Origin of the sequence: Desmospora activa DSM 45169 (genome assembly GCF_003046315.1) — a bacterium.
In the GTDB taxonomy this organism is placed as follows: domain Bacteria; phylum Bacillota; class Bacilli; order Thermoactinomycetales; family DSM-45169; genus Desmospora; species Desmospora activa.
Genome location: NZ_PZZP01000001.1, coordinates 1,127,739 through 1,141,375 on the forward strand (window position 1 = coordinate 1,127,739; position 13,637 = coordinate 1,141,375).

Below are 13,637 nucleotides of genomic sequence, written 5' to 3' on the forward strand. Positions count from 1 at the left end.
TTTGATGTAAACGGTAATAGTGAGGATGAAACGATTGGGGAGAATTTTTGAGTCAGCGAAGATGAAAGAATGATGGGATATGCTATCAAATATTCTCGCTTTCCTCAAACGCTTTTCTAATTCCCTCAATCTCCTGTTGTAACGCTGTTGCTGCTTCTTCCAGGGAGGCAGGGTCGGCTGGTTTATCCAATAGCGCGATCAGTTGGGTAAAATGATCACGGATATCGGCAGCAGATTGGTACTTCCATTGAACCAGGGCTTGTCTCCATTGCTGGCTGTATATGTCAAAAAAGCGTGTGTGTTCTTTTTTTAAGGTAGCAGTGACGGCTTCTTCCAAAATCGTCTGCATCTGATCGCGCACATGGATCCGACCATTTTTGGCGAAGAAATCTTTGGTTCCTTTAAAAGCAGTGAGAGCCGGTTTGAGATCTTTTAGTTGTAGCTCGGGAAAGGGACGATCGATCGTAGGTGTTTCCCATTTTTGCTCCTCCCTGTCAGCCAAAGGCACCTCCGCATGGATGGCAGCCAGCTGTGTAGATAACGCATCGTGGCGGGTATCAAATCGTCGGTTTAACCAATTTTCCAACCGTAAGCCGGTGGCACGCAATTCTTGCGCCAGCTCATGTCGGATAAAGTCGGTCAATTCCAGCGTACAGGCTTGTAGTTGCTCCTTGATTGAGCCTTTGTCTTCCCGTAACGCTCCCGGGTTGAAACATTCGCTGAAGAGATCGGGGTATCGCAGAAAGAGCCGCTGCCGGATGTAATAAAAGAGCTCCTCCAATTCCTGCTGCAAGGCAAGTTCATCGATTCGTCCATCTACAGCTTCCACTAAACGTAAGATCGATTCTTTTTCCGATTGTAAGGCTAGTTGTTGTGCCTCGCGTGTTTGACTTCCTTGGTGTGCCGCTTCAACTTGGCGTAGCAGAATGCGATGTGCCCGTTCCACCTCTTGCTTCATGGAGTAAAGGGTAACCTGGGCCAGATCCTGTTGTAAAAACTGTGTAAATGCCTGTTCAAACGCCGCGAGACCGGAGTTTTCTCCCCTGATACCCGCTTGCTTTTCCGTCAGCGCATCCAGGCTGGATACGGCGAAGAGCCGTGGATCGCGGATGCCAAAGGTGATCAATTGCTCCTGTAGGTATGACATCACTTCCTGCCGTTCTTTCGGCGAGGAGGCGAGATCAGCCGCATTCATGACAAAAAACATCTTGTCCATAGCAAACGAATCTTTTACCCGACCCAGTTGCAGCAAAAACTGGCGATCCGCCTGGGAGAAGGCATGATTGTAATAGGTGATAAACAAGATGGCGTCGGCATCCTTAATATAGCGGAAAGCGACCTCTGTATGGCGAGCATGGATGGAATCCGCTCCCGGAGTATCCACGAGGGTGATACCTGCTCGGGTGAGAGGATTGTCATGGTATAGTTCCGCCCATTCCACAAAGCAGGCGGTATCCTCTTGTGCCACATACTGGGCAAACGTGTCCCGCTTCACTTTTTCCGTAGTGCCAAGTCGTTGGCGGAATGTTTCCCAGCCGTTCCGTACCGCCTGTAAGAAGGGGAAGCAGGTTTGCTGCCGGGGGTGGGGAGAGCGAATGGCCAACAGACGATCGATTCCCGCCAACGCTTCCTCGATCGATTCTACCTGCTGCTGGAACAAAGCATAAATTGAGCGCAAGTCCGTCAGTAAAGTGGCTTCTGATTTGTATTTGATGAGGGCATCGCCGTGTTGATGGCCGTCATTAGGTGCCGTGATGCGATTGATGGCGGCAGTGGTCGGATTGGGAGAGACAGGCAAAGCGGCGTCTCCGATCAGCGCGTTGACAAAAGAGGATTTGCCGGCGGAAAACGCTCCAAACAATGCAACCGTAAACCGTCGCTGTTCCAACCGCTGTCGTTTTACGATTAATTCCTTCCGCACGGTTTCCAGCCCAGGAAGGCGGTCCATTACCGTTTCCGCGGTGCGAATATGGGATAAGATGATGTCCGTTTCATTGTTGTCGCTTTCACTGGTTGTAGCCACTGTCTCTTCCGCAGAAGCTGCTTGGGTGACGTTACTAGCCCCGAAGTCGAAGGAATCGGTGGTGATGATGTCGTGATGTTGACGGTTCAGCCATTCATCCCATTCCGCTTGCCATTCGCATTCCCGGGTGCCGTCAAGCCATCCTTGTAGTTGGGTGCGGTAAGCGGAAGCTTCCTTTTCGGAGGCGCGGATCTGTTCCCACAATTTTGTCGCCTGTTTGAGTGCTTGCAGACGATTTTCGATTTCCGTCGTTTGCTGTTTATGTGTGGTGGACCAGTTGTCGTGCACCTCGTTCCACCAGGATTCTGCCCATTGTTGATACGTACGTTTGACGGCTTGAGCCAGATCATCACAGTATTTGAGAACGTAGTCTCCGCTTAGACGGGCTCCCTCCTTGATGGTGGTATAAAGCAGTTCAGGGGTAATCGGCATGTTCTCTGTCTGAATACGTGTTCCAATTGTGTCGCTATATACGCCTTCGTCTTTTAAAAAGTGGATAACCTGTTTTCGTACATGCACATCGAGTTGCGTTCGTACCGTTTCCTGAAATGGTTGCCAAAACGCTTGGAAGCGACGCTCTTTTTCCCGTTCCGTTTTGCTGCGGGAAAAGAGGATTCCAACCCGGAATGGAGTAAGTTGAGTCTCCAGATAGTTGCGGGCCGCTTCCCGTAAAGGGTAAGGAGTGAGGTGGGCATTTTTAATCGATGGTTCCAGGCCGTTGTGAAAGCGAGTGCGAATGGATTGCTGCTCCCGCAACAGGGAATGATGTTGCTCCTGTAGCTGCTGCTCTTCCCGTTGTACCTCTTCCTCTTTGGGAAGGGGAGTGCCAAGGTCTTGAATCCAGGCTTCAACCTTTTCCTGTCGCTCCCGTTCCATTTGTGTCAGGTGTTCCTGCAGCAGATAAGCCCCTTCCCGTTGCACCGATTCTTTCCCAAAGGTGTCCCTCTGGGTTATTAGCTGTTGGATGGCCATTTGCAACTGTTGCCACTCGTTTAAAGGATGATCGGGATATCGTAGGGAGGTGTAAAAGATCGAATCCATCTGCAATCCCCATTGATGAAAAGTTTCCTCCACCCGTTGCTGATACTGGTAAAAGGGTAGCTCCTCTTCCCGATGTTTATCCACTTGGTTGATGATCAAGGTTAAACGTTTACCGCGCTGGGATAGATCGCGCAAAAATTGTAGGTTGTGTTCGGACTGTACATGGTTATAATCCATCACATATAAAATGGCATCGGCGAGGTGCAGAGCGGATTCCGTCGCTGCGCGATGGGTGTCATCCGTGGAGTCGATACCAGGAGTATCCAACCATTGCACCCCAGGGGACAATGATAGATCGGGACGTACCACTTCGACGGTGACCACTTCGTCTCCGTTTTTGCAAAGCGCCTTTAAATCCGCTTCCGTATAGGTGCCGGGATAAGAATGAACGGCACCGGAAGATAGGGTAAGCCTCACTTGGCTTTCGCCGTGGCGGATTTTAACGATATTGGCACTTGTGGGGATGGGGCTGGTTGGGAGCAGTTCCTTTCCCACCAGGGTATTGAGCATCGTCGATTTACCCGCGGAAAAATGGCCGCACAAGGCGAGCGTAAATTGCTTTCGATGGGATTTGAGAGCCAAGTCACCGATGCGGTGGGCGCGTTCGTTATCGCCCGCTCGCATCATCGCCTCACGAACGGACAAGAGTGGTAGGACCGCGGTTTCCGGTTTGGTTCCCAGCATGGTTTCTTCATACTCCTCTGTTTGATGTCGTCAATGATGATGTTTGTATAGAGTTCACTATGCTTTATGTTAATACAGCTTGGTTTACCCGTAAACGCTTTGGTTTTGAACCTTGAGATACGCTATAGGAAAAACAACGGCCCGTACCGGTTTGGTACGGACCATTGTTGCAAAAGGAGGATCAATGGTGGATTTATGTTACCACTCGCCAATCCTTCGGATATTGAGTGAGAATTTTACATCCATCGGCGGTAATCAATACATCGTCTTCGATGCGGACACCGCCTTTGCCGGGAACATAGATGCCCGGTTCCACGGTGAAAACCATTCCTTCTTTTAAGATGTTTTCATTTTGATCGTGGATGGAAGGGAATTCGTGGGCATCCAGACCCAATCCGTGTCCAACACGGTGGGAAAAGTATTCACCATAACCGGCCTCATCGATGATGGTGCGGGCGGCGATGTCCACTTCGCGCATCGGAATACCTGGGCGGCATTGTTGGAGTGCGGCGGTTTGAGCATGTTGCACCGTTTGGTAAATGCGCTGCAATTCATCATCTACCGTCTGGAAGGCTACGGTACGGGTGATGTCGGAGCAATAGCCCTCCAGCACAACCCCTAGATCAAATAAGACCAGATCGCCTCGTTTCAAAGTGCGTGAGCCTGGTTTTCCGTGGGGTTCACCAGTTTTTTCTCCAAACAGCACCATCGTGGAAAACGCCATCTCATGGATGCCTTTCTTTTTTAACTCTGCTTCAAGATGGGCGACAACTTCCATCTCAGTGATCCCTTCTTGCAATACGGAAACGCCCGCTTCCACACCAAAGTCGGCGAGTACGGCGGCTCGCTCTAAAATGGCGATTTCATCATCATCTTTGATCGCCCGGTGTTCATTGATGATGGCTTCACCGTCGATAAAGGTAACGGTGGAAAATAAGGCTTGTAATGCTTCCGCCCGCGCGAGAGGCAGCTGTGATTTTTCTACGGCCAGCCGTATGGCGTCTTGGTTGAGGCGATCCTGATATGCTTTTTTTACTTTGCTCCAAGGATCTTCTGCATCGCTATATGTGAGGATGTCGGCGGTCCATCCGGCCTGTTCCGCACGGGATCGCTCTAGGCTGGGACAGACGAGAAAGGGTTCCGCTCCCGGCACCAGACCAAGAGCCAACAATCGTTCATGGGGATGGCAATGAAATCCAGTAAGATAGTATATGGTAGACGGAGAGGTGAAAAAAGCGGCGTCTACAGACTCCTGATTTAACCGACGGATAAGATTGTCCAGACGGGTGTTCATGGGATCCCCCTCTTTGCGGATGTTTTCTTTTTACTCTACCACGACCGGAAGAAAAGGGGAATTGAAACCAGTGGACATCTTCTCAATCGGAAAATCAACATGTGAAGATTAAGATGGCTTCCATAAAAGGTGCCGCGCTTCTCGAAAACGCTGATCGACTGCGGGCCAGTTGACCACATGCCACCAAGCTTTAATATATTCTTTCCGTTTATTGGGGTATTTTAGGTAGTAAGCGTGTTCCCAGACATCAAGGGCGAGCAGGGGAACTTGATCCTGTTGGGAGAGGTTGTTATGTTTTTCTGCTTGTAGAATCTCTAGTCGATGGGAGCGTGGGGACCAGATAAGAAGAGCCCAGCCTCCGCCTTCTACCTTGTTTGCGGCGGAGGAGAAGTGTTTTTTAAAAGCGTCAAGGCTGCCGAAGTCCTGTTGAATTTGCTGGGCCAGTTTCCCGGTGGGTTTGCCCCCTCCGTTGGGACTCATGATCTCCCAAAATAGGGTGTGTAGATAATGGCCGGCTCCATTGAAAGAGGCTTCCCGTTCCCAGTGTTTAATCAAATCAAAATCGCCGGTTTGACGGGCTTTTGCCATCATTTTTTCCGCTTTGTTCAATCCATCGACATAGCTTTTATGGTGTTCATCGTGATGAAGGTGCATCGTTTTCGTGTCAATATAAGGCTCCAATGCATCATAAGGGTAGGGAAGTGGGGGCAAGGTATGTTTGCCGATCGGGACAGGATTGAGGGGAATGCTGTGGTTTTCAGTTGTGGCTTCCGATTTTTCTTCCGACTGTTCTCCCTCTGAGGAGAGAGCGGCGGGTTGCACCTGGTCTTGCAATTGCGGGATTTCTTTCCAGATACGGCGCGCTTCCTTGCGCAACCCGTATAGGTGGCGAGGGTGGCTGGAGCTTACTTGTTCTTCCAACTGTTTTAGTTTGTCGAGAAATGCTGTGGCTTCCGGGTTTTCCTTTGTCAACAAGGTGTGCAAAGTGCGACGGGCGGTGCGGGAAAAAGTGATCAACTCGTTGCGCAAGCTGCGTAAACGATCGGTGTGGGAGTTCCAATATTCCATCCGATTCTCCTCCAAAGGTGATATTGAACACTTACCACAGCATATGATCAAACGGGCGGGGCGTGTGCTTAGCACACAACCCAACAACAAAACGGTTTCCGTTATGGAAACCGTTTTGTTGTTGGAGAAGATATTCCCGAGATCTCTTATGAGTTATTCGCTTGTTTGGACGCTTTTTTCTTCTTGATTTTGCGTAATAACAGGAGCAACATCGGCTGTATCTGATTCCGTTTGGCATCGCGGTAAAAGAGAAAGCTTCCTACGAGAGCGATTCCTCCTAAGAAAAGGAATACACCGAGGGAGAATAAACCCCAGTGAAGTCCTTCGCCGGCAAAGTAGTCAAAAAAGACATCGCGCAGCAATGTCCAACCGTAGACAGCGGCCACTCCGGGAATACACAAGATCAACAGGGCCAAGATTCGTTGATAGATCATCGTTTGCCACACCTTTCTCTCCTATGGTAACCCAAACACAGTTTGATCGCCAAGGGTGCTTGATCGGTTGAGGTGAAGGTTGTGTTAAGATAATAAACGGAGAGTAGAAACGGGGGAACGTCCATGAAACGTTTTCTGATCGTTGGCGGTGGAAAAGGGGGAACGGCGCTTCTTCGCACCCTACGTGAAATGGATCGGGTAACGGTAGTAGGAGTGGTGGATATCGAGCCTGGAGCTCCTGCGATCAATGAAGCTCAGCGGCTGGGGATTCCTACCGGAAACAATGTCTCCCCCTTTCTCCGAGAAGAGCTTGACGTCATCCTGGAGGTGACAGGGAAACCGAAGGTATACCGCGATTTATGCCAGCGTACCGATGGTCGCACTTTGGTCGTTTCCGGTGAGGTTGCCAACCTGATCATGCATCTGATCGAGGAGAAGGAACAGTGGTTTGAGGCATGGCGCCAACGGCAATTGGAGTTGGATGCGATCGTCAACTCTACCCATGACGGGATGATCGCTGTCAATCGGCACGGCGAGATTACGCTGTTTAATCGGGCGGCAGAACGGCTGATCGGAATGACCGCTCAGCAGGTGATGGGGCGTTCCATTGCTGAGGCCATCTCTAATACCCGGCTCGATCGTGTGCTGGCCAGCGGCCGATCTGAGCTAAACCAGTCCCTGGTTTTGACTAACGGCAAACAGATTGTGACCAATCGGGAACCGGTTCTGGATCGCGCCGGAAACACCATCGGAGCGGTGGCGGTGTTTCGGGATATCACCGAAGTACAGGCGCTGACGCAGCAGGTGACGGATTTACAAAGTATGAAAAGTCATCTTCAGGCCATTATCGATTCTTCCGACGATGCGATTTCCGTGGTGGATACGGAGGGCAACGGGGTATTGATCAATCCCGCTTATACGCGGCTGACAGGTCTCGCTCCGGAAGAGGTGATCGGAAAACCTGCGGATACTGATATCTCCGAAGGAGAAAGCATGCATATGAAAGTGCTGAAGACGGGCAAGCCTTTTCGTGGGGTTCCGATGAAGGTAGGCCCTCACCGCAAAGATGTCGTCGTTAATGTGGCTCCTATCGTGATCGAAGGAAAGTTGAAGGGAAGCGTCGGCATCATTCACGATATGTCTGAAATCAAGCAATTAACCCGTGAATTGGAGCGAGCACGACGCATTATCCGTACGCTGGAGGCTAAGTACACCTTTGATGATATCATCGGGGAGAGCGAGGAGATGCGGATCGCCTTGCGGCAAGCGAAGCAGGGGGCGCGTACCCGAGCGACGGTTCTTCTACGCGGCGAATCGGGTACAGGCAAGGAGCTGTTCGCTCATGCTATCCACCATGACTCGACCCGCAAGTTTAGCCAATTTGTGCGGGTTAATTGTGCTGCCTTGTCGGAGTCGTTACTGGAGAGCGAGCTTTTCGGTTATGAGGAAGGGGCGTTTACCGGTGCACAGCGCGGCGGTAAAAAAGGTTTGTTTGAGGAAGCCAGCGGCGGGACCATCTTTCTGGACGAAATCGGGGAAATGTCTACCTCAACACAAGCGAAATTGCTGCGCGTGCTTCAGGAAAAAGAAGTAGTCCGTGTCGGCGGGACCAAAGCGATCCCCGTCGATGTACGGGTGATTGCCGCTACCCATGTCGACTTAGAAAAAGCGATTCGCGAAGGGTGCTTCCGTGAAGATCTCTATTATCGCCTTAATATGTTACCGATCTATATTCCACCGTTGCGAAGACGTAAAAGCGACCTCGAGGCGTTGGCGCTGTTTTTGGTCAAAAAGTTTAACCAAGAATATGGTCGCCATGTCTCCGGCATCAGTCCGGAAACCTTTGCAGCCCTTCGCGCCTACGATTGGTCAGGAAATGTCCGGGAGCTGGAAAATGTTTTGGGGAGAGCAATGATCAATATGTCTTTCCATGATCAAATCATTCAGAAGGACCATCTTCTTCCGCTGCCGGTTCCCCGGCCGTCCACTTCTCCCGTTTCTGAATCACTCCTTCCTATACAAGAAGGGGATGTGTTGCAGGATCTCCTCGATTCGGTTGAGCGAGAACATCTCCTACGGGTATTAGAACGTACAAACCGCAATAAAACAGAAGCGGCTCGCCGCTTAGGGATTTCGGTTCGCAGTCTTTATTACAAATTGGGAAAGCACGGGCTTGACGGTAAAAATGAAAAAGAAGCGTTTACAGAGGAAATACCGCTTGACAACAATCGAGAGTAGCCTGCAAAATTTTGCAGGAAAGATGGTTCATGGAGTCTGCATTTTTTTGCAGGCTCCTCGCCGTGCTAGTTAAGGATTGTGTGCCTTTTAGCAGGAAAATCGGTCCGGCGAGTTTGGCATGGAAATTGCTCTTCTTGCATGGGGGCCGACCAAATCGCAAAAAATAGACTTCGACACGATGCAATGGTTGCACGCTGGTCGGAAAAATGAGGTGGATGTTGTGGAAACGATCAAGAGCTTTGCACAGGTACTCAAACACGCAGAATTTCTTCCAGCTGTTACCGTTGCTGTTGCAGCGGCGGATGATCACGAGGTGCTGGCGGCGGTGGCGGATGCACAACAGCGGGGTATCGCTGATTTTCTGTTGTTTGGTGATCAAGTCCGTATTCGCCAACTGGCAGCTGAGCTCCACTTACAGCTGGAGGAAGAAAAAATCACCCATGAACCCCATCCGGCGAAAGCCTGTTCTAAAGCAGTGCAAGCCGTGCGCAACGGTGATGCGGATGTGGTGATGAAAGGGATGGTACATACCTCTGACTTTCTGCGAGCAATCCTCAATAAAGAAGCCGGGTTGCGCAGCGGTAAAGTGCTAAGTCATGTAACGACATTTGAGGTATCCGGCTTTGATCGGCTGATCCATGTCACCGATGCCGCTCTCAATGTAGAACCAAGCTTAAAAGAGAAGGTGCAGATCACGGAAAATACGGTTCAATTTTGTCATTCCTTGGGTCAAAATGAACCAAAGGTAGCGGCGTTGGCAGCGGTAGAAGTGGTCAATCCCAATATGCCGCCGACGTTGGAGGCAGCCGCTCTCGCGCAGATGAACCGTAGGGGTCAACTTAAGGGAGCGATTGTGGACGGTCCGTTTGCGCTGGATAACGCTGTTTCGGTAGAAGCGGCGGAACATAAAAAAATCGCAGGCCCTGTCGCAGGCCGTGCCGATGTCCTGTTGGTGCCGGACATTGAAGCCGGTAATATCCTTTATAAATCCATGGTCTATTTCGCCAAAGCCAAAATCGGTGCCCTAGTCCTGGGCGCTGCTGCTCCCGTGGTTCTCACCTCCCGCGCGGACACCCATGAGGCCAAACTACACTCGATCGCCCTGGCGGTATTACAGGCGGATCGAATGAAGAAAGGCGAGCGATGACCCGGAAGGAGTCTAAACGATGGAGATCTTTACAACGTTGGAAGAGCACGATTATGAACAGCTGCTGTTCTGCCAGGATAAAGAGTCTGGCTTAAAGGCGATTATCGCCATTCATGACACCACATTGGGTCCCGCATTGGGCGGGACTCGTATGTGGACATATGAATCGGAAATGGATGCGGTGGTCGATGCCTTGCGCTTGGCCCGGGGAATGACGTATAAAGCGGCAGCATCGGGGCTTAATCTGGGTGGTGGTAAAACCGTCATTATCGGAGACCCGAAAAAGGATAAAAATGAAGCGATGTTTCGTGCCTTCGGTCGCTTTATTCAGGGTTTAAACGGCCGCTATATCACGGCGGAAGATGTTGGAACCACTGAGGAAGACATGGACTTAATCCATGAGGAGACGCGTTTTGTCACCGGTGTATCGCCGGCGTTTGGCTCCAGTGGCAATCCCTCTCCAGTTACCGCCTACGGCTGTTATCACGGCATGAAAGCAGCGGCCAAGATTGCCGATGGTTCGGATTCCCTTGAAGGAAAAGTGGTGGCGGTACAAGGAGTAGGTAGTGTCGCCTATCATCTCTGTCAATATTTACACGATGAAGGAGTCAAGTTAATCGTTACCGATATCAATCAAGAGAATATGGAACGGGCGGTCCGGGATTTTGGTGCAGAAACCGTAGAACCTGATAAAATCTACGATGTGGAATGTGATATTTTTGCCCCTTGTGCTTTAGGTGCTGTGATCAACGATGATACCATCAACCATTTGCGTTGCCGTGTGATTGCAGGGTCTGCCAACAACCAGCTGCAACGGAACGAGCATGGGGATATTCTGGCGGAGAAAGGAATCGTCTATGCCCCGGATTATGTGATTAACGCCGGTGGATTGATCAATGTAGCGGATGAGTTATTGGGATACAACCGGGAACGGGCAATGAAAAAAGTGGAAGGAATCTATGATACCATCCTGCGCGTTTTTGAAATCGCCAAGCGCGATTCCATTCCCAGCTATCAAGCAGCTGACCGGATGGCGGAAGAGCGGATCGCTACGTTACGGCATTCTCGTAGCACCTTTTTGCTCGATGAGCGAAATGTCTTAAACCGAAAGTAACCCGCGAGAAAGAACGGAGTGTGAAACGTTGCAGGAAGCGATTCGGGTGTTGGCGATCAATCCAGGCTCCACATCCACCAAGATTGGAATATATGATGATGACAAAGCGATTTTAGAAGAGACACTGCGACATGATGCCGAGGAATTGAACGCTTATCCGGAGCTGTTTAACCAATACCCTTTTCGCAAACGCGTCATCTTAGATACCTTAGAGCAAAAAGGGATCAACCTTACCCATTTGCGGGGGGTGGTGGGGCGCGGTGGCTTGTTGCGTCCGATTCCCGGTGGTACCTATCAAGTGAACGATACCATGATTCGAGACTTGCGCTCCGGCCGTTACGGGGAGCATGCCTCCAATCTGGGTGCCATTTTGGCTCAGGATATCGCGGGGAAACTGGAGATTCCCGCTTTTATCGTCGATCCAGTGGTTGTGGACGAAATGGATCCAATTGCACGTATTTCCGGAGTGCCACAGATTGAGCGGCGCAGTATTTTCCATGCCCTCAACCAAAAGGCAGTCGCTCGTAGGGTCGCCGACCGGATGGGGAAAAGGTACAATGAAATTAACCTTGTGGTGGCGCATATGGGTGGCGGCATCACGGTGGGGGCTCATCGTCGCGGGCGAGTGGTAGATGTTAACAACGGGCTGCATGGGGAAGGGCCATTCTCGCCAGAACGGGCGGGTACTCTGCCGGTTGGGGATTTGGTCGCCATCAGCTATTCCGGTAAGTTTTTTGCCAGTGAAATCATGAAGATGATCGTTGGAAAGGGAGGCTTGATGGGCTACCTCGGCACCACCGACGCCAAGGAAGTGGAGGAGCGCATCCAAGCAGGCGATCAACGGGCACGTCTCGTCTACAGCGCGATGGCTTATCAGGTAGCGAAGGAAATCGGTGCCGCGGCCAATGTGCTGGAGGGGAGCGTAGACGGGATTATTTTGACGGGGGGTCTGGCTTACGGTGAGATCTTTACCGGGGAGATCCGCCGACGGATTGATTGGATTGCTCCCGTTTATGTGCTTCCCGGCGAAAATGAGTTACAAGCTTTGGTGGAAGGAGCACTTCGAGTGATCCGTGGGGAAGAAGAGGCATGTACTTACCCGCCGATCGAAGGTTAAGTAAAGGGTGTGAAGCGATGGCTGAGAACGTGGATCTGGTGGTATTGGGCGCGGGGCCTGGTGGCTATGTTGCCGCCATTCGCGCTGCCCAAGCTGGTTTAAAGACGGTGCTAGTGGAAAAAGCGAAAGCAGGCGGAGTCTGCCTACACAAGGGATGTATCCCTTCCAAGTCGATGCTTCGAAGTGCGGAGCTGTACCAGCAGATGAAAAACAGCGAGGATTACGGTATTTTGACAAGCGATGTCCAGTTGGAGATGGCGTCGGTACAACAGCGAAAAAACCGGATTGTCACACAGCTCTTCAATGGAGTACAGCAATTGTTGGAAAAGAATGGGGTCACCGTGGTGGAAGGGACAGGACGGATACTGGGTCCCTCTATTTTTTCGCCGCAAGCGGGAACGATTTCCGTGGAGAAAGCAGACGGCTCAGAAAATGACATGTTTGTCCCTCAGCATGTGATTATTGCTACCGGTTCCCGTCCACGCAGTCTGCCAGGATTAAATGTAGATGGCAAAGCAGTGATGTTTTCCGACCACGCTCTGGAAATGAAATCGCTTCCAAAATCGATAGTGATCATAGGGGGCGGTGTGATTGGGATCGAATGGGCATCCATGTTAAACGATTTTGGAGTGGATGTGACGGTGGTGGAGTTTGCCGACCGCATTCTGCCCTTTGAAGATGCTGACGTAAGCAAAGAGATGACCCGTTTGCTGCAAAAACGGGACGTGAAGATTCTCACTGGGGCCAAGCTGTTGTCGGAAACGGTGCAGGTGGAGGAGGCCGGTGTCCGACTGCAGTTGGAGCAGGAGGGAGAGATTCGATCACTGGAATCGGAGCGGATGCTAGTTTCGGTAGGGCGTCAACCCAATACAGAGGATATTGGACTTCATAACACTTCCATTCAGGTGGAAAAAGGCTTTATCCAGGTTAATGCCAAGATGCAGACGGCTGAATCCCATATCTATGCGATCGGGGATGTGATCGGGGGATACCAATTGGCCCATGTCGCATCCCATGAAGGAATCCTAGCCGTCGATCACATCTTGGGAAGAGCGGTTCACCCATTAGACCCGACCATTGTGCCCCGATGTACATATAGCCGTCCAGAGATTGGATCGATTGGATTAAGTGAGGCGGAAGCGGTGGAGAAAGGTTACAATATCAAAACAGCCCGTTTTCCGTTTCGAGGGGTTGGAAAATCGTTGGTATCCGGGGAAGCGGATGGATTTATCAAAGTGGTGGCTGATCAGGATCACGATGATTTGCTCGGTGTTCACATTATTGGCCCCCATGCGACGGAATTAATCTCAGAGGCAGGTCTAGCTAAAGTGTTGGATGCCACTCCCTGGGAGATTAGTCAGGCGATCCATCCACACCCGACATTGTCAGAAGTATATGGTGAGGTGGCGTTGGCAGTAGATGGAAAGCCGATTCACTCCGTTTAAAGGAGGGAACTTGATATTGGATCGGAGGGATT

9 protein-coding genes are annotated in these 13,637 nt (G+C 50.9%); 5 read left to right on the top strand and 4 right to left on the bottom strand.

Annotated features, from left to right (window positions below; genetic code table 11):
- Positions 1-85: 85 nt before the first annotated feature.
- From C8J48_RS05555 to C8J48_RS05570, 4 genes are all read right to left on the bottom strand, one after another.
- Complete coding sequence (locus C8J48_RS05555) at positions 86-3,748, bottom strand: dynamin family protein (RefSeq protein WP_107725348.1); 3,663 nt, start codon at positions 3,746-3,748, stop codon at positions 86-88.
- A gap of 193 nt (positions 3,749-3,941) precedes the next feature.
- The gene (locus C8J48_RS05560; RefSeq protein WP_107725349.1) at positions 3,942-5,042 is read right to left on the bottom strand and encodes a M24 family metallopeptidase; all 1,101 of its coding nucleotides are present in this window, start codon (positions 5,040-5,042) and stop codon (positions 3,942-3,944) included.
- A gap of 108 nt (positions 5,043-5,150) precedes the next feature.
- Positions 5,151-6,110: a superoxide dismutase gene (locus C8J48_RS05565; RefSeq protein WP_107725350.1), complete on the bottom strand. Its 960-nt coding sequence runs from the start codon at positions 6,108-6,110 to the stop codon at positions 5,151-5,153.
- 146 nt (positions 6,111-6,256) lie between these two features.
- Entirely contained in the window at positions 6,257-6,544 is a 288-nt protein-coding gene (locus C8J48_RS05570) for a DUF2627 family protein (RefSeq protein WP_107727595.1), read from the bottom strand.
- Between the two features lie 123 nt (positions 6,545-6,667).
- Between C8J48_RS05570 and C8J48_RS05575 the strand changes: the two genes are divergently transcribed.
- The 5 genes from C8J48_RS05575 to lpdA all read left to right on the top strand — a co-directional run bounded on the left by C8J48_RS05575 (position 6,668) and on the right by lpdA (position 13,605).
- Positions 6,668-8,782, top strand: coding sequence for a sigma-54 interaction domain-containing protein (locus C8J48_RS05575; RefSeq protein ID WP_107725351.1), 2,115 nt, complete (start codon positions 6,668-6,670; stop codon positions 8,780-8,782).
- Positions 8,783-9,011: 229 nt separating this feature from the next.
- Positions 9,012-9,929, top strand: coding sequence for a phosphate butyryltransferase (gene ptb / locus C8J48_RS05580; protein ID WP_245891184.1), 918 nt, complete (start codon positions 9,012-9,014; stop codon positions 9,927-9,929).
- Between the two features lie 19 nt (positions 9,930-9,948).
- Positions 9,949-11,043: a Leu/Phe/Val dehydrogenase gene (locus C8J48_RS05585; RefSeq protein ID WP_107725353.1), complete on the top strand. Its 1,095-nt coding sequence runs from the start codon at positions 9,949-9,951 to the stop codon at positions 11,041-11,043.
- A gap of 28 nt (positions 11,044-11,071) precedes the next feature.
- Complete coding sequence (buk, locus tag C8J48_RS05590; protein WP_107725354.1) at positions 11,072-12,160, top strand: butyrate kinase; 1,089 nt, start codon at positions 11,072-11,074, stop codon at positions 12,158-12,160.
- A gap of 17 nt (positions 12,161-12,177) precedes the next feature.
- Positions 12,178-13,605, top strand: coding sequence for a dihydrolipoyl dehydrogenase (gene lpdA / locus C8J48_RS05595; RefSeq protein ID WP_107725355.1), 1,428 nt, complete (start codon positions 12,178-12,180; stop codon positions 13,603-13,605).
- The last annotated feature ends 32 nt before the right edge of the window (positions 13,606-13,637 follow it).

What these genes read in the sequence shown, in the direction of transcription:
- C8J48_RS05555 (WP_107725348.1), bottom strand. Translation starts at nt 3,748, where the DNA reads ATGCTGGGAACCAAACCGGAAACCGCGGTCCTACCACTCTTGTCCGTT.
- C8J48_RS05560 (WP_107725349.1), bottom strand. Translation starts at nt 5,042, where the DNA reads ATGAACACCCGTCTGGACAATCTTATCCGTCGGTTAAATCAGGAGTCT.
- C8J48_RS05565 (WP_107725350.1), bottom strand. Translation starts at nt 6,110, where the DNA reads ATGGAATATTGGAACTCCCACACCGATCGTTTACGCAGCTTGCGCAAC.
- C8J48_RS05570 (WP_107727595.1), bottom strand. Translation starts at nt 6,544, where the DNA reads ATGATCTATCAACGAATCTTGGCCCTGTTGATCTTGTGTATTCCCGGA.
- C8J48_RS05575 (WP_107725351.1), top strand. Translation starts at nt 6,668, where the DNA reads ATGAAACGTTTTCTGATCGTTGGCGGTGGAAAAGGGGGAACGGCGCTT.
- C8J48_RS05585 (WP_107725353.1), top strand. Translation starts at nt 9,949, where the DNA reads ATGGAGATCTTTACAACGTTGGAAGAGCACGATTATGAACAGCTGCTG.
- lpdA (WP_107725355.1), top strand. Translation starts at nt 12,178, where the DNA reads ATGGCTGAGAACGTGGATCTGGTGGTATTGGGCGCGGGGCCTGGTGGC.